The organism is Variovorax sp. MHTC-1 (assembly GCF_003984645.1).
Lineage (GTDB): Bacteria > Pseudomonadota > Gammaproteobacteria > Burkholderiales > Burkholderiaceae_C > Variovorax.
On sequence record NZ_RWKI01000001.1, the window covers coordinates 605,911 to 624,825 of the forward strand.

The following is an 18,915-nucleotide window of genomic DNA, read 5'->3' on the forward strand; positions in this document are numbered from 1 at the left end:
TTCAGAAACGTCCCAGGTAGTCGCGCTTGCCGATCGGCACGCCGCTGTGCCGCAGCACGTCGTAGGCCGTGGTCACGTGAAAGAAGAAGTTGGGCAGCGCGAACTGCAGCAGGTAACGCTGGCTCGTGAACTCCAGCTCGCTGCCGCCGACCTTCATCGAGACGGACCGTTCCTCGAAGCCGTCGATCTGGGCGCGGTCGACGCCGTTCAGGAAGTCGATCGTCTTGGCGATGCGCGCCTGCAATTCGTCCCAGGTCTTCTCGATATCGGGAAAGCTGGGCGCGGTGATCGCCGCCAGCCGCGCGGCGCCGAGCTTGGAGGCGTCGCTGGCCCGCTGGATCTGTCCGGCCAAGGTCAGCATGTCAGGTGCGAGCCGCGCATCGACGAGCGTCGCCGCGTCGATGCCCGTGGCCTGCGCGTGCGCGAGGCCCTTGTCCAGCAGATGCGAAAGCTGGCCGAGCCCGCGGATGAACACCGGGATCGAGATGTCGTAGAGGGAAAGCGCCATGAGAGCTCCGGATTGATGCAGCGGCCGATTGTGGCCATTGCGCCAATTACGTGCCGGCGGCGCGCACAAAGGCCTCGATCGGCGCCAGATGTTCCGGCACATTGAGCGCCGGCGCGTGGCCGCAGCCCGGCACTTCGATGATCTCAAGGCGCCCCGCCGCGCCGGGTCCGCGGCGCCGCATCTCGTCGAGCGTAGCGGGCAGCACAAGGTCCGACTCTGCGCCACGCAGGCACAGCACAGGGACCTCGATGGCGTCGTAGTGCGACCAGAGCAGGTAGTCCTCCGGATGGGCGACGAACTGCCGCACCATGGCCGGGTCGTAGTGCGGCGTGACGCGGCCGTCGGGCAGCCGGCGCGTGGAAGTCTCGGTGAGCCGGCGCCATTGCGCGTCGCTGAGCCAGCCGTAGGGCCTGTAGACCGTGCGGAAGAAGGCCTCGAGCTCGGCCACGGTGTCGAAGGCCGGCGGCTGGCCCGCGTAGGAACGGATGCGTTCGACCGCGGCCTGCGCGATCTGCGGCGCCGTGTCGTTGAGCACAAGGCTCGCGATGCGCGGCTTCATGCGCGGCTCCAGGAGGCCTCCGGCGCAGACCATCCCGATGGCGCCGCCCATCGAGGTGCCGACCCAGTGCACGCGCTCGAGCGAGAGCGCGTCGCACAGGCCGGTCGCCAGCCGCGCATAGAAGGACAGCTGGTATTCGTCGTCCGGCATCGGGCTCCACTGGCTCAGGCCGCGGCCGATGGTGTCGGGGCAGATCACGCGGAAGCCGCGTTCGGCGAAGTTCGCGGCCAGTTCGTCCATGTCGCGGGCGGTGCGGGCGAGGCCGTGCCATGCGATCACCACGGGACCGCCCTGCTCGCCCCAATCCATCCAGTGGATCTCGCGGCCGGCGATCTGAAGGTAGTTCGAGGTCGGAGCGTTCATCGGAGGGCCCTCGCGCGAAGCCGGCCCACGATGCCGGTCGGGAAGTAGTAGACCGAGAGCACGAACAGCACGCCCAGCCACAGCAGCCAGCGGTCGGGCGACAGCAGCGCCGCCAGCCACGGCGCACCGCTCGCGGCCTCGCTGCCGATGCGCAGCAGGTCCTGCAGGTAGCTCTGCGCGACCACGAAGAGCACCGCGCCCACGGCCGCACCGTAGAGCGTGCCCATGCCGCCGATCACGACGATGAGCAGCACGTCGACCATGATCTCGAAGCTGAGCGAGGTGTCGGGGCCGTTGTAGCGCAGCCAGATCGCGAGCATGGCGCCGGCCAGCGTCGCGAACAGGGCCGACAGCACAGAGGCCGTCGTGCGGTAGACCACCACGCGGTAGCCGATCGCCTCGGCGCGGAACTCGTTCTCGCGGATCGCCTGCAGCACGCGGCCGAAAGGCGAGTTCACGATGCGCAGCAGCGCCAGCACCAGCGCCACGGTCGTCACGAACAGCAGGTAGTAGCAGAGAAGCCGCCCGTCGAGGGAGACGCCGAGGAAAGGTTCTTCGGCGAACTCGAAGCTCGGCGAGATCAGCTCGGGCAGCTTGAAGGTCAGGCCATCCTCGCCGCCGGTGAAGTCCGACAGCTGCGAAGCCAGCGTCTGGAATGCCGAGGCCACCGCGAGCGTGATCATCGCGAAGAAGATCGCGCGCACCCGCAGCGAGAACAGCCCGATCGCGAGCGACAGCACCAGCGAAACCGCGAGCGCCGCGCCCAGTCCGAGCAGCACGGTGCCCCAGCCGGGCCCGAGCCGCGTCGCCGAGATCGCGATGCCGTAGGCGCCGATGCCGAAGAACATCGTGTGCGCGAAGCTCACGATGCCGGTATAGCCCAGGAGCAGGTCGAAGCTCGCGACCAGCACGATGAACACCAGCACCTTGGCAGCAACGCTCAGCGCTTTGACGCCCGGGAAGATGAAGGGCGCGAAGGCCAGGCCGAGCACCAGCAGGACCAGCAGCACCGCGAGCACGCGACTGCGCGGCAGATCGTTGGAGAGAAGTCTAGAAATCATGCGCATCCTGACATTGGCCGCCTACCGTGCCATACGGGGAACACCGCGGAACCGGCTTTGCCGGGCCGCTGGTGTTGCCCCCGGTGAAGGCTGAAGGCCGCGGCTCCAAGCCTGCCTGCGCAGGCTTGGACGGCCTGAAGGGCCAAGGCCTCCGTGCCGCGGCGCGTTTGGCGGCCACACGAAGTGGGCAAGCCTGGGGGTGAACTTTCATCGGCTGCTGGCCACCGGGTACACGCCCTGCGGCCGCCACAGCAGCACCGCCACCATCAGCGCGATGCTCGCGAACTGCGTCATCACGGGCAGCAGGAAGCCGGTGTAGTTGGTAAGAAGGCCCACCAGCAAGGCGCCGATCAATGCGCCGGTGGTCGACCCCAGGCCGCCGATGATGATCACGATGAAGATCAGTACGTTGACCTGTGCACCCATCTGCGGAATCAGGTTCTGCTGGAACAGGCCCCACATCACGCCGCCCAGGCCCGCGAGCGCGCTGCCGACCACGAACACGCCGACGAACAGCCGGCCGATGCGATAGCCGAGCGACTCGACCATCTCGCGGTCCTGCACGCCGGCGCGGATCAGCAAGCCGATCTTGGTCCGCCCCAGCGTCCACGCCAGCAGCCCGAAGACGAAAACGCCGACCGCCACCGCGAGGATGCGGTACTTGCTGATCGCCGCATCGCCCACCAGCAGCGAGCCGCGCAGCGCTTCGGGCAGCGGCAGCGGCAGCTGGCCCGGGCCCCAGATCACCTTGATCAGCTCTTCGCCGATGATCAGGCCGCCCATGGTGATGAGGATCTGCTTCAGGTGCTGGCCGTAGACCGGCCGCACGATGAAGCGCTCGAAGGCCAGGCCGACTGCGCCGGCCACCGTCATCGCGACCAGCATCGCGGGGAACACGGCCACCAGGTTGCGCCACAGTTCCTGCGAGCCGGTCCAGTCGCTCATGCCGCCGAGCACGCTGCTCGCCACGAAGGCGCCGAGCGCGATGAACACGCCGTGGCCGAAGTTGAGCACGTCCATCAGGCCGAAGATGAGCGTCAGGCCCGAGGCGATGATGAAGATGATCATGCCCATCGCAAGGCCGGCGACGGTGAGCGTGAGCCAGGTCGAGACGGAACCCGTCAAGGGCAGCGCGATCAGCGCGATCACCGGCACCAGCGCCATCGGCTTCCAGTCGAATTCGAGTTTCATAGTGCCCCCACGCTTGCCACTTCGTGTGCTGCGCTGCCTCCCGAGGGGGCGCGAGCTTGCTTGGGGCGGCCCGGCGCGGCGCTCATAGTGCCCCCATGCTTGCCACTTCGTGTGCTGCGCTGCCCCCCGGAGGGGGCGCGAGCTTGCTTGGGGCGGCCCGGCGCGGCGCTCATAGTGCCCCCCACGCTTGCCACTTCGTGTGCTGCGCTGCCCCCCGAGGGGGCGCGAGCTTGCTTGGGGTGGCCCGGCGCGGCGCTCATAGTGCCAGCCCCAGCAGCGAATGCTGCAACTCTTCATCGGCCGAGAACGCCGCCATCGTGCCGCTGTGCACCACGCGGCCGTTGTCCATCACGGCCACTGTGTCGCCGAGGCGCTGCGCGAAGTTGATGTTCTGCTCGACCAGGAGAATGGTGACGCCGCTTCGCTTGAGCTCGCTGAAGGCGTCGATCATGTTGTTGATGATGGCCGGCGCGAGGCCCTTGCTCGGCTCGTCGATGATCAGCAGCTCGCGCGGCTCGACGATCGAGCGGGCCACCGCGAGCATCTGCTTCTGGCCGCCCGAGAGCTTGCCGGCCGGATGGCTCCAGAACTTCTCCACCGCGGGGAACAGCTTGAAGATCCACTTCAAGCGCGCATCGTCCATCTGCTCGGCATTCTTGGCCGCGCGTGCCGCGAGCAGCATGTTCTCCCTGACCGTGAGGTCCGAGAAGATGCCCATGTTCTCGGGCACGTAGGCGATGCCGAGCCCGGCGATCTGCGGCGTATGCAAGGCCGTGATGTCCTGGTCGCCGAAGCGCACGCGCCCATCGGACGCATGCCACAGGCCCATGATGGTTCTGAGCGTGGTGGTCTTGCCGGCGCCGTTGCGGCCCAGCAGCATCGTGAGCTGGCCGCGGGGCACCGCAAGGTCTACGCCGTGGAGGATGTGATAGGCGCCGATGTGGGTATGCACGCCTTCGAGTTGCAACAATGCTGGATGGCTCATGGTGTCGCTCCTTCCCCCGCGCGGGGAAAGGCCGGGATGGGGGCGGTCGCATGCCGCGAAGCGTCCTCGGCGCCAGCCGCAGGCAAGCCGAGGTAAGCCTCCTGCACGATCGGCGAAGCGATCACCTCCGACGGCTCGCCGTCGGCCACCAGCTGCCCGTTGTGCAGCACGATGATGCGGTCCGCGAGCTCGCGCACCACGTCCATCTTGTGCTCGACCAGGAGGATGGTTTTCGTCCTGTCCTTTTTGAGCGCGCGGATCAGATTCAGGATCACCGGCGCTTCGGCCGCATGCATGCCGGCCGTCGGTTCGTCGAACATGAAGACCTTCGGTTCGAGCGCCATCAGGAGCGCCACTTCGAGCTTGCGCTGGTCGCCGTGCGGCAGGCTCGCGACCGTCGCGTGCTCCTTCGCCTTGAGCGCGACCTCGGCCAGGATCTGGTCGGCGCGCTCGGTCAGCGCGCGATGGTCGCTCCAGATGCTCCAGAGGTTGAGCCCGCGCCGGTGCGCGCCTTCGCGCGCGGCCTGCACCGCGAGCCGCACGTTCTCCAGCACCGTGAGATTGGGAAAGAGATTCGTCAACTGGAAGGCCCGCCCGAGGCCGGCCCGCGTCCGCGCCGAGGCGCTCTGTCCGGAGAGCAGTTGCCCATCGAGCGACACGGTCCCGGCCGTGGCCTTGAGCTGACCCGAGATCAGGTTGAAGTAGGTGGTCTTGCCCGCGCCGTTCGGGCCGACGATCGCGGTCAGCGTGCCAGGTGCGAAGCTGCAACTGACATCGTTGACGGCGACGTGGCCTCCGAAACGGACGGTGAGCCCGCGCGTTTCGAGCATCGGTTCAGCGTTTGTTTTTGATCGGGATGTCCATCTCGGACGCCTTGATCTCGTGCACCAGTTCCGGCACGCCCCAGGCAAACGCCGGGTCGGCCTTGATCTTGAAGTGGTACATGCTCTGCAGTGCCTGGTGGTCTTCCTTGCGGAAGGTCATCGGGCCCTTGGGCGTGTCGAAGCTCATGCCTTCCATGGTCGAGATCAGCTTGTTGGTGTTGGTGTCGCCGCCCGTCTTCTTGAGCGCCGTCACCACCGCCATCGCGGCCGAGAAGCCGCCGGCCGTGAAGAAGTCCGGCGGCGTCTTGAACTGCTTGTAGTGGGCCGCGACCAGCGCCTCGTTCACCGGATTCTTCGGGATGCCGAAGTAGTAATAGGTCGCGCCTTCCATGCCCGGGAACTGCTTGTAGCTGGCCATGGCCGGCAGGATGTTGCCGCCGGTGGCGATCTCGATGCCGTAGCGCTTGAGGTCGAGGTCGGCGATCTTGAACGGATTGCCGGCGCCGGCCCACACGATCCAGATCACCTTGCGGCCCGGCAGATCCTTGAGCTTGTCGATCAGGCGCTGGGCGCCGGCCGTGAAGTCGGTAGTGTTCTGCGGCAGGTACTCTTCATGAACGACCTTGGCCTTCTTGACCGAATCCTTGAAGGCCTTCACGCCGTCGCGGCCGAAGGCATAGTCCTGCGCCAGCGTGGCGATGCTGACGCCGGGCTTGTCGAGCGCCACCGCATTGCTGATCGCATCCTGGCTCGAGTTGCGGCCGGTGCGGAAGATGTACTTGTTCCACTTGTCGCCGGTGATCGAGTCGGCCACCGCGGGCTCGACCAGCAGGATCTTCTTGTATTCCTCCGCCACCGGCAGCATCGCCAGCGCGACGCCGGACGACGTCGGGCCGACCGCGAGCGCCGCCTTGTCGTCGGCATAGGCCGCTGCCAGCAGCGACTTGCCGAGGTCGGGCTTGCCTTGGTCGTCCTTCTCGATCACGACGAGCTTCTTGCCGTTGACGGCCATGGTGCCGCCGGTGGCGTATTCGAGGCCCATCATGAAGCCGGTCTGGGTCTGCTTGCCGTAGGCCTCGAGCGGACCGGTCTTGCTGTAGATATGGGCGATCTTGATCTCGTTCGACTGGGCCCAGGCCGGTGTCGTGAGGGCGGAAGCGCCCAGGGTGGCGAGCGCCGCGATGGCGACGATGTGACGACGGTGCATTCTTTGTCTCCTATTTGGGATGACTGAATATTGCACAGTTCATGCCAGTCCCGATCGCCTTGTTGGCAAAGGACTTTCCCTTGGAAGCTCGACGCGAAGTCCGAAATCAAGACACTCAATTTGCCTTGGTTTCAGACAGTTGTACGTTTTTCAGTCAGGGTTTTCCAGACGTTCATAGAGCGTCGCGCGCGAGATGCCGAGCAGCCGGGACGCCGCCAGCTTGTTGCCCCCGGTCTCGGCCATCGCGGCGGCGATGGCCCGGCGCTCCAGCTCCGCGATCTGCTGCGCGAGCGGCCGCAGCAGCGCCTTGCCGTCGTCGGCTTCGGAGGTTGCCGGCAGCGCATCGGGCGCCGCGATCTTTTCCTGCCCGGTCTCGCGCAGGATGCGTTCGAGTTGCGCCGCGTCGATGCGCTGCGAATCGCTGCGCATGGTCACCTGCTCCAGCACGTTGCGCAGCTCGCGGATGTTGCCGCGCCAGTGCTGCGCGGCCAGCAGCGCCAGCGCATCGGGCGTGAGCTCGGGCGGCGCCTCGCCGCTGCGCAGCGCCATGTCCTCGCCCAGCGCCTCGACCAGCGCCGGAATGTCGGCGCGCCGCTCGCGCAACGGCGGCACGCGCACCGGCAGCACATTGAGCCGGTAGAAAAGATCTTCGCGAAAGCGCCCCTCCCGCACCAACAGCGCCAGGTCGCGCGAGGTGGCCGCGATCACGCGCGCATCGAACGGCACCAGCTTGTTCGAGCCCAGCGGTTCGATCTCGCCCTCCTGCAGCGCGCGCAGCAGCTTGGCCTGCAGGCCGAGCGGCATGTCGCCGATCTCGTCGAGGAACAGCGTACCGCCGTCGGCCAGCTTGAACTTGCCCTCGCGCGCCTTGCGGTCGGCGCCGGTATAGGCGCCGGGCGCGACGCCGAAGAACTCGGCCTCCAGCAGCGTGTCGGGCACGGCCGCGATGTTCACGCTCACGAAGAGCTTCTGTGCGCGCGCCGAGGCCGCATGGATCGCATGCGCGAGCAGCTCCTTGCCGGTGCCGGTTTCGCCCAGGAGAAGGACCGGGCTGGACGACTGCGCCGCACGCCGCGCATGGCGCTTGACCTCCACCGCAGCAGCGCTCGAGCCGATGAAGCTGGCGAAGGTGTACTTGGACCGGCGCAGGCCGTCGGCCGACTGCTGGTAGAGCGGGTTGTTGCGCTGGCTCGCGAGCTCGCGCCGCGCATCGTCGAGGTCGCGCTGCAGCAGCGCGAACTTGCTGATGAGCGGCTTCAGCGTGTCTTCCGGATGGTCGAACAGCACGATGCCGATCGCACCGATGACCGCGCCGGCCGCGCCGCCCTCGCCCTCCTCGCGCAGCGGAATGCGGCTGACGACGAAGGTGCCGGCCTTGTTGGTGAGCAGGTCGATCAGGATCGGCTCGCCGGTCTCGAGCACGCGGCGCATCAGCGTGTTGGGGATCACGTCCTCCACCTGGTGGCCGAGGAACTGGTCGATAGACGAGAAGCCCAGCGCCGGCAGGAAGCGCCCGTAACCCTCGTTGACCCAGACGATGCGGCCGCCGCGGTCGACCAGGAACATCCCCTGGCTGATGCTGGAGAACAGATGGAACATCGAGCGCGCGGCGAGCGCGAGGATGCCATCGGCATCGAGCGGCAGTGCGGGCGTTGGCGCGGTGGCAGCGGACATGGCCGGATCGTAGCGCGCGCATCCTGCGGCGCATCAATGGTTGCCGCGTTCGGCATCAATGAATTCTTAGCACTTGGTTAGGATGCGAGGTTTTTCGAAATGCAGTAAGGGCAATGGTTCTCGAGGCGCGCAGACTTGCTATGCTGCGCGCCTTGCACGGCCCACCCGGCTGCATCCCGGCCCAGCGGCGAACGATCGGTTCGCCAGCCACGCCACTTTTGCGGAATGCTTTTCTCATGAGGAACTCCCGGCTTCCCGCGCTCTGGCTCGCGCTTCCCCTGCTGCTGTCGGCCTGCGCGCTGCCGCGTCCGCCCGAGCAGGTGACTGCGCCGACGCCCGCGCAATGGCACACGCCCCTGCCCCATGGCGGCTCGCTGCCCGTGCTGGCCGACTGGTGGCGCCAGCTCGACGATCCGCTGCTGGCCGAGCTGATCGATGCGGCCCAGGCCGCCAGTCCCAGCGTGGCCAGCGCGGCCGCGCGCATCGCGGAGGCGCGGGCGACGCGCGTGTCCGCAGGCGCGGCCCTGGCGCCGAATCTCACCGGCAACGTATCGGCCAGCCGCGGCAACTCGCCCACCAGCGGGTTCGGCGGAACGGGCACGGGCACCGGCACTGGTCTCACCGGAATTCCGCCGATCACGACGATCCAGGCCGGCCTGCAATCGAGTTGGGAGATCGACCTGTTCGGCGGCCTGCGCGCCAGCCGCGACGCCAGCCAGGCCCGGCTGGCGGGCGCCGATGCCAAATGGCACGAGGCAAGGGTCTCGGTCGCGGCCGAGACCGCGACTACCTACCTAAGCGAACGCGCCTGCCGGCGCCAGCTCGCGGTGGCCACGTCGGACACGCAGTCGCGGGCAGAAACCGCGCGCCTGACCGACCTGTCGATGCGTGCCGGCTTCACCGCGCCGGCCGAGGCCGCGCTCGCGCGTGCCGGCGCCTCCGATGCGTCGGCACGCCTCACGCAGCAGCGGGCGCAGTGCGCGCTGCTGCAGCAGGCGCTGGTGTCGCTCGCCGGCATCGATGCGCGCACGCTGCAGGCCAAGCTCGATGCCGCGCCGGTCGATCGCCCGCTGCCGGAAGTCCAGACCGTCGCCAGCGTGCCGGCCGAGGCGCTCGCGCAGCGGCCCGACGTCTATTCGGCGGAACTCGGCGTCGCCGCGGCGAGCGCCGACGCCGGTGCGGCGCTGGCGCAGCGCTTCCCGCGCCTCACGCTGCAGGGCTCGATCGGCCGGCTCCAGATCCGCACCAGCGGCATCCGCGAGACGATGGACAGCTGGACCATCGGCCCGGTCGCGCTCAGCGTGCCGATCTTCGACGGCGGCACGCTCGCGGCCAATGTCGATGCGGCACGGGCGCGCTACGACGAAGCCGTCGCGCTCTACCGCTCCAGCGTGCGCCAGGCGGTGCGCGAGGTCGAGGAAGCGCTGATCAACCTGCAGAGCACCGACGCGCGCGCCGGCGATGCCGATGCGGCGGTGCAGAGCTACCAGGCCTCCTTCGACGCCACCAGCGCGCGCTACCAGAGCGGGCTGGCCAGCCTGTTCGAACTCGAGGATTCGCGGCGCACGCTGTTCGCGGCGCAGACCGCGCGCGTCTCGCTGCAGCGCGAGCGCGCCGAGGCCTGGGTGGCGCTCTATCGCTCGATGGGCGGCGGCTGGACCCGACCCGGATCGACCACGACAACGACGACCTCAAAGACCGAGGCAACCCCATCATGAAAAGAATGAAGCGTTCCACCCTCGTCATCGTGCTCGCCGTTCTCGTGCTGCTCATCGCGGCCGCCGCGTTCATGTTCTCGCGCGGCGAGCCGGCCGAAGGCACGGCCAAGCCGAAGGATGCGGCGGCCCAGGCAAAGCCGGCGCTGACCGTGACCGTCGCCAAGCCCGAGAGCAGCGAGCTCACCGTCACGCTCGCGGCCAACGGCAATGTCGCCGCCTGGCAGGAAGCCAGCATCGGCTCCGAATCCAACGGCCTGCGCCTGGCCGAGGTGCGCGTCAATGTCGGCGACGTGGTCAAGAAGGGCCAGGTGCTCGCGACCTTCTCGCAGGAGACCGTGCAGGCCGACGTCGCGCAGGCACGCGCCTCGCTGGCAGAAGCCAAGGCCACCGCCGCCGACGCCGCGGGCAACGCCGCGCGGGCGCGCACGCTGCAGGCCACCGGCGCGCTGAGCCAGCAGCAGATCAACCAGTACCAGACCGCCGAGCAGACGGCCAAGGCGCGCGTCGCGGCCGCCGAGGCGGTGCTCGCGGCACAGCAAGTGCGCGGCCGCAACACGCAGGTGCTGGCGCCCGACGATGGCGTGATCTCCTCGCGCACCGCCACGGTGGGCAGCGTGCTGAGCGCCGGCACGGAGCTGTTCCGGCTGATCCGCCAGGGTCGGCTCGAATGGCGCGCCGAGGTGACCTCGGCCGAGCTGAGCCGGGTCGCGGTCGGCACGCCGGCCGTCGTGATCAGCGCCAGCGGCGCCCAGGTCAACGGCAAGGTGCGCAGCATCGCGCCGACGGTCGATCCGCAGACCCGCGCGGCGCTGGTGTACGTCGACATCCCCAACGTGACGGCGAACACCGGCATCAAGGCCGGCATGTTCGCGCGCGGCGACTTCCAACTCGGCCGCAGCAGTGCGCTCACCGTGCCGCAGGCCGCGATCGTTCCGCGTGATGGCTTCAACCACCTGCTCCTGCTGCAGCCGGACAGCCGCGTCGCGCAGCTCAAGGTCGAGACCGGACGCCGCGTCGGCGACCGCGTCGAGATCACGACCAAGCTGCCGCCCGATGCGCGCGTCGTGGTGCAGGGCGCCGGCTTCCTGAACGACGGCGACCTGGTGCGGGTGGTGGACGCCTTGCCGAACAAGGAGCAGCGTCCATGAACGTCTCGGCCTGGTCCATCCGCAATCCGATTCCGGCGGTGATGCTGTTCGTGCTGCTCACCTTCGCCGGCATGCTGTCCTTCAACGCGATGAAGGTGCAGAACTTCCCCGACATCGACCTGCCGACAGTCACCGTCTCGGCCTCGCTGCCGGGCGCCGCGCCCTCGCAGCTCGAGACCGACGTGGCGCGCAAGCTCGAGAACTCGATCGCCACCGTGCAGGGCTTGAAGCACATCACGACCAAGGTGCAGGACGGCGCGGCCACGCTGATCGTCGAATTCCGGCTCGAGAAGCCGGTGCAGGAAGCGGTCGACGACGTGCGCTCGGCCGTGCAGAAGGTGCGCGCCGACCTGCCCGCCGATGTGCGCGATCCGGTGATCAACAAGCTGGACTTCGCGGCCCAGCCCGTGCTGGCCTTCACCATCGCTTCGACGCGCATGGACCCGCAGGAGCTCTCCTGGTTCGTCGACGACACGGTGACCAAGAAGCTGCTCGCCATCAGCGGAGTCGGCGCAGTCAACCGGGTCGGCGGCGTCACGCGCCAGGTGCATGTCGACCTCGATCCGGCCAAGCTGCAGGCGCTGGGCGCGACCGCGTCCGACATCTCGCGCCAGCTGCGCCAGGTGCAGACCGAAAGCGCCGGCGGCCGCGCCGATCTCGGCGGCAGCGAGCAGCCGGTGCGCACGCTGGCGACGGTGCGTTCGGCCGACGAGCTGGCGGACATGCAGATCCCGCTCTCGGACGGCCGCCGCATCCGGCTCGACCAGGTGGCGCGCGTGTCCGACACCATCGCCGAGCCGCGCGCCGCCGCGCTGCTGGACGGCAAGCCGGTGGTCGGCTTCGAGGTCGCGCGCAGCCGCGGGGCGAGCGAGGTCGAGGTCGGCGGCGCGGTGCAGAAGGCGCTGGCCGAGCTGCGCGCGCAGCATCCGGACATCGCGCTCACCGAGGCCTTCAACTTCGTCGAGCCGGTGCAGGAGGAGTACGACGGCTCGCTGCACCTGCTGTACGAAGGCGCCATCCTCGCGGTGCTCGTGGTGTGGCTGTTCCTGCGCGACTGGCGCGCCACCTTCGTCTCGGCCGTCGCGCTGCCGATGTCGGCGATCCCGGCCTTCATCGGCATGTACATGCTGGGCTTCTCGATCAACGTGGTGACGCTCCTGGCGCTCTCGCTGGTGGTCGGCATCCTGGTGGACGATGCGATCGTGGAGGTCGAGAACATCGTGCGCCACCTGCGCATGGGCAAGAGTCCCTACCAGGCGGCAATGGAGGCGGCCGACGAGATCGGACTGGCGGTGATCGCCACCACCTTCACGCTGATCGCGGTATTCCTGCCCACCGCTTTCATGAGCGGCGTGGCCGGCAAGTTCTTCAAGCAGTTCGGCTGGACCGCATCGCTCGCGGTGTTCGCCTCGCTGGTGGTGGCGCGGATGCTCACGCCGATGATGGCGGCCTACATCCTGAAGCCCCTCGTCGGCGCCGAGAAGGAGCCGCGCTGGCTCGCCTTCTACATGCGGCTGGCCGAGCGCAGCCTCAGGCACCGCTTCACCACCATGGTGCTGGCCACCCTCTTCTTCTTCGGCTCGGTGGCGATGATCCCGCTGCTCAAGACCGGCTTCATCCCGCCCGACGACAACTCGCAGACGCAGGTCTACCTATCGCTCCCGCCGGGCGCCACGCTGGCCCAGACCATGGCCATGGCCGAGGAGACGCGGCAGCGCGTGATGGCGGTCGAGCACGTGAAGAGCGTCTACACCACCGTGGGCGGCGGCAGCGCGGGCGGCGATCCCTTCGCCAACTTCGGCACGCCGGAGACGCGCAAGGCCACGCTCACCATCAAGCTGGCGGAACGCGGCGACCGGCCGCGCAAGCAGGGCATCGAGAACGAGATCCGCAAGGCGCTCGAAACTCTGCCCGGCGTGCGCAGCACCGTGGGCCTGGGCGGCTCGGGCGAGAAATACATCCTGGTGCTGACCGGCGAAGACCCGGCGGCGCTGACGAGCGCGGCGCGCGCGGTCGAGAAAGACCTGCGCACCATCCCCGGCCTGGGCAACATCACGTCCACCGCGAGCCTGATCCGGCCCGAGATCGCGGTGCGCCCGAACTTCGCGCGCGCCGCCGACCTGGGCGTCACCAGCTCGGCCATCGCCGAGACGCTGCGGGTCGCGACGCTGGGCGACTACGACCAGGCGCTGCCCAAGCTCAACCTGGCGCAGCGCCAGGTGCCGATCGTGGTCAAGCTCGAGGACTCGGCGCGCGAGAACCTGGCGCTGCTCGAACGGCTCAGCGTGCCCGGCACGAACGGCCCCGTGATGCTCGGCCAGGTCGCGACGCTGACCATGGAAGGCGGCCCGGCCGTGATCGACCGCTACGACCGCTCGCGCAACGTCAACTTCGAAATCGAGCTCTCGGGCGTCGGCCTGGGCGACGCCAAGACCGCGGCGATGAAGCTGCCCTCGATCCAGAACCTGCCGCCGGGCGTGCGGGTGGCCGAGGTCGGCGATGCCGAGATGATGAGCGAGCTGTTCGCGAGCTTCGGCCTCGCGATGCTCACCGGCGTGCTGTGCATCTACATCGTGCTGGTGCTGCTGTTCAAGGACTTCCTGCACCCGGTCACCATCCTGTGCGCGCTGCCGCTGGCGCTCGGCGGCGCCTTCCTCGGCCTCCTGATCGGGCAGAAGCCGCTCTCGATGCCTTCGATGATCGGCTTCATCATGCTGATGGGCGTGGCGACCAAGAACTCGATCCTGCTGGTCGAGTACGCGATCGTCGCGCGCCGCGACCACGGCATGAGCCGCTGGGACGCATTGCGCGACGCCTGCCACAAGCGCGCGCGGCCGATCATCATGACCACGCTGGCCATGGGCGCCGGCATGGCGCCGATCGCCTTCGGCTGGAGCGCGGCCGACTCCAGCTTCCGCGCGCCGATGGCGATGGCGGTGATCGGCGGCCTGATCACCTCGACGATCCTGAGCCTGCTGGTGGTGCCGGCGGTGTTTACCTACATCGACGACATCGAGCACTGGATCAAGCGCACGGTCGCGCGCATCCGCGGCCGGGCGCCCGACCCGGCCGATGCGCCGGAAGGGGCGCCTCCGCTCAAGCAGCAGCCGGCGCCGAACTGAGGCAGCATGGGGCCTCGTGACCTTCCACGGAGGCAAGCCATGAACCCGATCCGCATCCCCGGCGCGATGTTGTGTGTGGCCCTGCTGGCGGCAGCCGCGGCCGCCAGCGCCCAGCCGGCACAGGAAGTGCACGCCCGGCAACGCTACGAGCGCGAGGTGGCCGCCTGCAACAGCGGCACACTGGCAGCGCCAGCGCGCGAGGCCTGCATCCGCGCCGCCGGCAATGCGCTGGACCGCGCCCTCGGTGGCCCGCCCGCCCAGGTCACGGTGCCTTCCGCGGACGGCCGTGCCACGATCGTCACTCCGGCCGGCGCGCCGCCGCCATCGAGCGGCTCCGATGCGGTTCCGTCGCGCGATGGCCGCGCCACCATCGTGTTGCCGGCCGATCGACCCGCTTCGCGCTAGAGAGCGCGCCGCGATCCGGGCACCGCACTCAGGGCTCGCTCAGCCCTGCTGCTTGGTCTCGGAGGACTTGCCGCCGCTGCTCGCCGTGGACGATGAGGCGGCGACGCGCGAGGACGGCGAGGCGCTGCCTGTGCCGCCCGTGCCGCTCGTCGCGTCCGGGCCGCTCGTCGCGCCCGGGCCGGCTGCCGGCGACTGGCTTGCGCGATTCGCTCGCCAGGTATTGAACTCCTCGGAGAACTTGCTGTAGCGCTCCTTTCGGAACGCTTCGTAGTCTTCGTCCAGGCGCCGCAGCTGCTCGCTGCGCCACTGGTGGTAGTCGGGGTCCCACTGACCCTGCTGCCCGCGGCCCTCGCCATAGTCGACGCCGCCGCGCCCGTAGGCCGTTCCCGTATGCCGTGGCAGGGCGGAGCCGGACCATTGGTCCTGCTGTCCGCCGCCGTAGTCGCTCATGAAGCTGCCGCCGGCGCCGCCGCTCGGGCCGCGCTCGAAGCCGCCATAGCGCTGCTCGTCCGAATGGGTGCGCCAGCTGTCGCGGCCCTGGTAGCCGCGGCCGGAGGCGCTGCCGCGCGAACGCTCGTAGCCGCGTTGCTCCTCGCCGCGCCAGGCGCCGGTTTCGCCGCTGCCGAAGTCGGCGCCGCCAGCGCCGCGGCCATAGCCTTGCTCATAGGGCTCGTAGCCGCCCATCTGCCCAGAGCGGCCCTGGAAAGCCTCCTGCTGCCCGCGGCCCTGGTAGCCGCTGCGCCGCTCGTCCTCGTTGCGCCAGTCGCGGCCTCCGCCATAGGAACCCCGGCGCCGCGCTTCATCATCGTCATCGCGTGGGTACATGTGCATCTCCTGAGTGAACTGCCGAGAGCTTCACCGTAGGACGCGGCGCGCGCCCTTGTGTCGGCGCGTACCGCAAGCTGCGTAGGAATACGACCTGCCTCGCCTCGCGATGCAGTTCAGCCGCGCGGAGGCGGCGGAGCCGCGTTCATTGCAGCCCCGCGAGCGCCACCTGGATGCGCTGCCCCTGCGGCGGCGTGATCAGCCCCCCGAGCAACTCGCCGAAGCGCGCCTGCGCCACGCCCGAATGGATGTACTGCCAACGGTAGGCCGCGAGCAGCGCGTTGCGGACCGCCTCCACCTCGGCCGCGTCCAGCACGCCGGCCTGCGGCTTGTTGGCCACGAAGTAGGTGCAATCGGCTTGCGCCTGCAACTGCAGCAGGCCGTCGACGCCGGCCACCAGCGCGATGAGATCGTCGACGGCCGCATCGCGTTCTTCCGGCGTCAGCTTCGCGTCCTCGCGCTGCCACTCGAGTTCGTCGAGCACGGCATGCTGCGACTCCTCCTTCCAGTGGAAGAGGAACACGTCCTTGAAAAGCGGCGAGATCTCGGCATCGACGGCGATGCTCTCGCGGTAGTGCACCTGCGTGACGAGCTCCACGTCGCAGGTCAGCGCAAGCACGGCCCAGGTCGACTTGCCGAGCACGAGCTGCGCCACCGTGTTGGGCTCGGGCACGAACAGGTAGCCGGCGGGCATGCAGCGCGCGGCCAGGCCCTCGATGCGGCGGAACAGCTCCTGGTGCTTGAGCTCCTCGTCGGTGAAGCGCACCAGCGCCTCCAGCGCCACCTGGTCGCCGAGCCAATGGTCGCGGCTCACTTCGAGCATCTTGGCGCCGATGAAGCGCTCGATCAGGCCGAACATGTTGGCGTAGGTGCGGCCCTGGATGCGGTTCAGGAAACGCCGCTCGCCGGGGCTCAGGAAAGCGAGGCGCTCCTCCAGCAGCGTCATCCCGTCGGGCAGGAACTTGTCGGCAGCGCCGAATTCGCGCTGGCGAATCACATCGCGATCGATGTCCCAGCGGATGCGCTTCGAGTTCTCGATGCAGCGGGCATAGCGCGGGGAGACTGTTGCCGCGGACGGCATGGCTTGTGCGGACTGCATGGCGGATTCCTTCGACTCGTTGGGGTGAGGTCATTGTTCGAGGAAGCACCGTTCGCAGCCATGAGGCCGCGGTCCCGGAAAGCGCATTCGCAAGGCGGCGCGGCGCGCAAAGCCTGGGGCCACGGTCCGGGGTCGGCTCAGCCGCGGCCCAAGCCGGCGTTGCGCGCCAGCACGATGGCCTGCGGCCGGTTCTCGACTTCGAGCTTGGCGAAGATGCTGGTGATGTGATTGCGCACCGTCTTCTCGCTGAGCTGCAGTGCCGCCGCCACCTGGGCGTTGTCGCGGCCCTGCGCGATGAGTTCCAGTACCTCGCGCTCGCGCACGGTCAGGCGCGCGAGCGCCGGGTCGTCCGCCGCTGGTCCTGCATGGGCGAGGAAATCCCGCACCTCCTCGACCCAGCGCGGCCAGACCTCGTCCTGCGCGAGCATCAGGTGGTGGACGCTGTGCAGCGGAACGAAGCGGGCTTGCGCGATGCCGCCCGCGATGAAGCGGCCCTCGTCGAAAGGCACGCGCAGATCGCCGGTGGCATGCAGCACCAGCGTCGGGCAGTGCACCTGCGGCAGCAGGTCCGACACGTCGATGCTGTCGAACACGCGCAAGGTGCGCGCCGCATTGGCGGGCGAGGTCGACACCCGCGCCAGCTCGTTGAACCACTGGTGCTGCTCGGGCGTTCCACCAGGCAGAAACTGGCTCGTGAAGAACTGGCGGAAAGCCGTGTCGGCGCGGCCCCAGCCGATCTCCATCAGCTTGGCCTGGGTTTCGGATTCCTCGTCGAGCACCCGGCCACCGCCGCGCTTGCGGCGCCCGCGCGCATAGCCGCCCTGCAGCACCAGGCCGCTCACCCGCTCGGGATGGCGCGCCGTGTAGGCGATGGCGAGGCTGACGCCCTGGGAGATCGCGAGCATGGGGAAGCGTTCGAGACCAGCGGCATCGATCACGGTCTCAAGGTCGCGCAGCCAGAGCTCGAAGCTCACCTGCTCGACCTCGCGGTCCGACAGGCCGGTGCCGCGCTGGTCGTAGCGCACCAGCGTGTTGTGGGACGACAGCATCTCCAGCACGTGGCCCCACACCGGGCTGGTGAGATCGAACTCGAGGTGCGAGAGCCAGTTGCCGACCTTCAGCAGCGGCGGCCCCTTGCCGCTCGTCGCGTAGGCGATCCGCACGCCGTCGGGCGCGGTGCAGAAGCGGATCTGCTGTTTCAGCGGCATCGCGTCACCCCCGGCTGGGCAGGTGCCAGCGGAGAGCTATGGTGCCATGGCGGGATCGGTCTGTCAGCCGCGCCGCTCTACCATGCGGTCTACCCACTTCGGGATCGATCCACCATGCAGAGCCTGCCGCTGTCCAATGTCTGGTCGCTGTCCAACGCGCAGATCGCGATCGAGGCTGCCGCTACCGTCGCCTTTGCGCTCTCGGGCCTGATCGCGGCCGCGCGCAAGCGGCTCGACGCCGTCGGCGTATGCGTGGTGGCCGGCCTGGCGGCCTTCGGCGGCGGCACGCTGCGCGACATCCTGATGGACCGGCGCCCCTTCTTCTGGGTCGAGCACGCGGTCTGGCTCTGGCTGCTGCTGGCGCTGTGCGTGGCCGCGATGTTCTTCCTGCGCGCGCGGCACTTCGCGCTCACCGAGCGCGCCATGCAGTGGCCCGACGCGCTGGGCCTGGGGCTCTTCACCGCCGGTGGTACGCAGATCGCGCTCGACGCCTCGATGCCTCCCATCGTGGCCGTGCTCATGGGCATGGTGACCGCGGTGTTCGGCGGCGTGCTGCGCGACATCGTCTGCAACGAAATCCCGCGCGCCTTTCGCGACCATCAGCCCTACGCGGTGTGCTCTTTTGCAGGCGCGTGGGTGGTGGTCCTGGCCCACACGCAGGGCGCGCCGCAATGGATCGGGCTGGTGGCCGCGGCGGCAACGGCGACGCTCTTGCGGGTGCTGGCGATCGTCCTCGGGTGGACGCTGCCGGCCTGGCAGCCAGGGGAGCGCGAATAGGGCTTCATCGGGTCAATGCTTCTTCGAGGCGACAGGTTCAACTCTCGGGGCACCTTTCCCTGGAAGGCACGGTCGTGGACGCTGCAGCCCGCGCGCGGCATTGAACACCACGCGATGCAATCGCTTGTTCATTGTTCTTCTCCCTGCGCCGTCGCGCGAAGAAGAAGCTCAAGCGCGCGGCAGGGCGCGATTCTGCGGGGAGAGTGCCGCGGAGAATCTGATGAATTCTTCCGAGGCCGAT

The 18,915-nt window shown here is 68.9% G+C and carries 16 protein-coding genes; 5 read left to right on the plus strand and 11 right to left on the minus strand.

Annotation, left to right across the window (positions count from 1 at the left end):
* Position 1: 1 nt before the first annotated feature.
* The 8 genes from EJI01_RS02875 to EJI01_RS02910 all read right to left on the minus strand — a co-directional run bounded on the left by EJI01_RS02875 (position 2) and on the right by EJI01_RS02910 (position 8,372).
* The gene (locus tag EJI01_RS02875; RefSeq protein WP_126835580.1) at positions 2 to 508 is read right to left on the minus strand and encodes a DUF1993 family protein; all 507 of its coding nucleotides are present in this window, start codon (positions 506 to 508) and stop codon (positions 2 to 4) included.
* A 46-nt stretch (positions 509 to 554) separates the two neighbouring features.
* Positions 555 to 1,430: an alpha/beta fold hydrolase gene (locus EJI01_RS02880; protein WP_126835581.1), complete on the minus strand. Its 876-nt coding sequence runs from the start codon at positions 1,428 to 1,430 to the stop codon at positions 555 to 557.
* Positions 1,427 to 2,491, minus strand: coding sequence for a branched-chain amino acid ABC transporter permease (locus EJI01_RS02885; RefSeq protein ID WP_126835582.1), 1,065 nt, complete (start codon positions 2,489 to 2,491; stop codon positions 1,427 to 1,429). The genes EJI01_RS02880 and EJI01_RS02885 overlap by 4 nt, the downstream gene beginning before the upstream one ends.
* A 207-nt stretch (positions 2,492 to 2,698) precedes the next feature.
* The gene (locus EJI01_RS02890) at positions 2,699 to 3,682 is read right to left on the minus strand and encodes a branched-chain amino acid ABC transporter permease (protein WP_126835583.1); all 984 of its coding nucleotides are present in this window, start codon (positions 3,680 to 3,682) and stop codon (positions 2,699 to 2,701) included.
* 256 nt (positions 3,683 to 3,938) lie between these two features.
* The gene (locus tag EJI01_RS02895) at positions 3,939 to 4,667 is read right to left on the minus strand and encodes an ABC transporter ATP-binding protein (RefSeq protein ID WP_126835584.1); all 729 of its coding nucleotides are present in this window, start codon (positions 4,665 to 4,667) and stop codon (positions 3,939 to 3,941) included.
* Positions 4,664 to 5,497: an ABC transporter ATP-binding protein gene (locus EJI01_RS02900; RefSeq protein WP_126835585.1), complete on the minus strand. Its 834-nt coding sequence runs from the start codon at positions 5,495 to 5,497 to the stop codon at positions 4,664 to 4,666. Before EJI01_RS02900 ends, EJI01_RS02895 begins: the two co-directional genes overlap by 4 nt.
* A 4-nt stretch (positions 5,498 to 5,501) precedes the next feature.
* Positions 5,502 to 6,698 (minus strand): substrate-binding domain-containing protein, encoded by a 1,197-nt coding sequence (locus EJI01_RS02905; RefSeq protein WP_126835586.1) that lies wholly within the window; start codon positions 6,696 to 6,698, stop codon positions 5,502 to 5,504.
* Between the two features lie 150 nt (positions 6,699 to 6,848).
* Complete coding sequence (locus EJI01_RS02910) at positions 6,849 to 8,372, minus strand: sigma-54 interaction domain-containing protein (protein WP_126835587.1); 1,524 nt, start codon at positions 8,370 to 8,372, stop codon at positions 6,849 to 6,851.
* A gap of 236 nt (positions 8,373 to 8,608) precedes the next feature.
* Here EJI01_RS02910 and EJI01_RS02915 point away from each other — a divergent pair, with 236 nt between their 5' ends.
* Genes EJI01_RS02915 through EJI01_RS02930 form a run of 4 tightly spaced genes read left to right on the plus strand, consistent with a single transcriptional unit; the run spans position 8,609 to position 14,765 of the window.
* Positions 8,609 to 10,090 carry an efflux transporter outer membrane subunit gene (locus tag EJI01_RS02915; RefSeq protein ID WP_126835588.1) on the plus strand — a complete coding sequence of 494 codons (1,482 nt, stop codon included), beginning with the start codon at positions 8,609 to 8,611 and terminating at the stop codon, positions 10,088 to 10,090.
* The gene (locus EJI01_RS02920) at positions 10,087 to 11,238 is read left to right on the plus strand and encodes an efflux RND transporter periplasmic adaptor subunit (RefSeq protein ID WP_126835589.1); all 1,152 of its coding nucleotides are present in this window, start codon (positions 10,087 to 10,089) and stop codon (positions 11,236 to 11,238) included. The genes EJI01_RS02915 and EJI01_RS02920 overlap by 4 nt, the downstream gene beginning before the upstream one ends.
* On the plus strand, positions 11,235 to 14,360 hold the full coding sequence (locus EJI01_RS02925) for an efflux RND transporter permease subunit (protein WP_126835590.1): 3,126 nt from the start codon (positions 11,235 to 11,237) through the stop codon (positions 14,358 to 14,360). Before EJI01_RS02920 ends, EJI01_RS02925 begins: the two co-directional genes overlap by 4 nt.
* 39 nt (positions 14,361 to 14,399) lie before the next feature.
* Positions 14,400 to 14,765: a hypothetical protein gene (locus tag EJI01_RS02930; RefSeq protein ID WP_126835591.1), complete on the plus strand. Its 366-nt coding sequence runs from the start codon at positions 14,400 to 14,402 to the stop codon at positions 14,763 to 14,765.
* Positions 14,766 to 14,804: 39 nt separating this feature from the next.
* Here EJI01_RS02930 and EJI01_RS02935 read toward each other — a convergent pair whose 3' ends face one another.
* From EJI01_RS02935 to EJI01_RS29570, 3 genes are all read right to left on the minus strand, one after another.
* A complete protein-coding gene (locus EJI01_RS02935) occupies positions 14,805 to 15,590 on the minus strand; it encodes a hypothetical protein (RefSeq protein ID WP_126835592.1) in 786 nt (261 codons plus the stop codon).
* Positions 15,591 to 15,735: 145 nt separating this feature from the next.
* Positions 15,736 to 16,689 carry a hypothetical protein gene (locus EJI01_RS02940; RefSeq protein ID WP_126835593.1) on the minus strand — a complete coding sequence of 318 codons (954 nt, stop codon included), beginning with the start codon at positions 16,687 to 16,689 and terminating at the stop codon, positions 15,736 to 15,738.
* Between the two features lie 137 nt (positions 16,690 to 16,826).
* On the minus strand, positions 16,827 to 17,897 hold the full coding sequence (locus EJI01_RS29570) for an alpha/beta fold hydrolase (protein WP_126835594.1): 1,071 nt from the start codon (positions 17,895 to 17,897) through the stop codon (positions 16,827 to 16,829).
* Between the two features lie 114 nt (positions 17,898 to 18,011).
* Between EJI01_RS29570 and EJI01_RS02950 the strand changes: the two genes are divergently transcribed.
* A complete protein-coding gene (locus EJI01_RS02950) occupies positions 18,012 to 18,674 on the plus strand; it encodes a trimeric intracellular cation channel family protein (protein WP_126835595.1) in 663 nt (220 codons plus the stop codon).
* Positions 18,675 to 18,915 lie beyond the last annotated feature (241 nt).

Excerpts from the sequence above, each read along its gene's own strand:
- EJI01_RS02880 (WP_126835581.1), bottom strand. The coding sequence starts at position 1,430 with ATGAACGCTCCGACCTCGAACTACCTTCAGATCGCCGGCCGCGAGATC.
- EJI01_RS29570 (WP_126835594.1), bottom strand. The coding sequence starts at position 17,897 with ATGCCGCTGAAACAGCAGATCCGCTTCTGCACCGCGCCCGACGGCGTG.
- EJI01_RS02895 (WP_126835584.1), bottom strand. The coding sequence starts at position 4,667 with ATGAGCCATCCAGCATTGTTGCAACTCGAAGGCGTGCATACCCACATC.
- EJI01_RS02905 (WP_126835586.1), bottom strand. The coding sequence starts at position 6,698 with ATGCACCGTCGTCACATCGTCGCCATCGCGGCGCTCGCCACCCTGGGC.
- EJI01_RS02925 (WP_126835590.1), top strand. The coding sequence starts at position 11,235 with ATGAACGTCTCGGCCTGGTCCATCCGCAATCCGATTCCGGCGGTGATG.
- EJI01_RS02935 (WP_126835592.1), bottom strand. The coding sequence starts at position 15,590 with ATGTACCCACGCGATGACGATGATGAAGCGCGGCGCCGGGGTTCCTAT.
- EJI01_RS02930 (WP_126835591.1), top strand. The coding sequence starts at position 14,400 with ATGAACCCGATCCGCATCCCCGGCGCGATGTTGTGTGTGGCCCTGCTG.
- EJI01_RS02900 (WP_126835585.1), bottom strand. The coding sequence starts at position 5,497 with ATGCTCGAAACGCGCGGGCTCACCGTCCGTTTCGGAGGCCACGTCGCC.
- EJI01_RS02885 (WP_126835582.1), bottom strand. The coding sequence starts at position 2,491 with ATGATTTCTAGACTTCTCTCCAACGATCTGCCGCGCAGTCGCGTGCTC.
- EJI01_RS02940 (WP_126835593.1), bottom strand. The coding sequence starts at position 16,689 with ATGCAGTCCGCACAAGCCATGCCGTCCGCGGCAACAGTCTCCCCGCGC.
- EJI01_RS02910 (WP_126835587.1), bottom strand. The coding sequence starts at position 8,372 with ATGTCCGCTGCCACCGCGCCAACGCCCGCACTGCCGCTCGATGCCGAT.
- EJI01_RS02920 (WP_126835589.1), top strand. The coding sequence starts at position 10,087 with ATGAAAAGAATGAAGCGTTCCACCCTCGTCATCGTGCTCGCCGTTCTC.
- EJI01_RS02950 (WP_126835595.1), top strand. The coding sequence starts at position 18,012 with ATGCAGAGCCTGCCGCTGTCCAATGTCTGGTCGCTGTCCAACGCGCAG.
- EJI01_RS02915 (WP_126835588.1), top strand. The coding sequence starts at position 8,609 with ATGAGGAACTCCCGGCTTCCCGCGCTCTGGCTCGCGCTTCCCCTGCTG.
- EJI01_RS02890 (WP_126835583.1), bottom strand. The coding sequence starts at position 3,682 with ATGAAACTCGAATTCGACTGGAAGCCGATGGCGCTGGTGCCGGTGATC.
- EJI01_RS02875 (WP_126835580.1), bottom strand. The coding sequence starts at position 508 with ATGGCGCTTTCCCTCTACGACATCTCGATCCCGGTGTTCATCCGCGGG.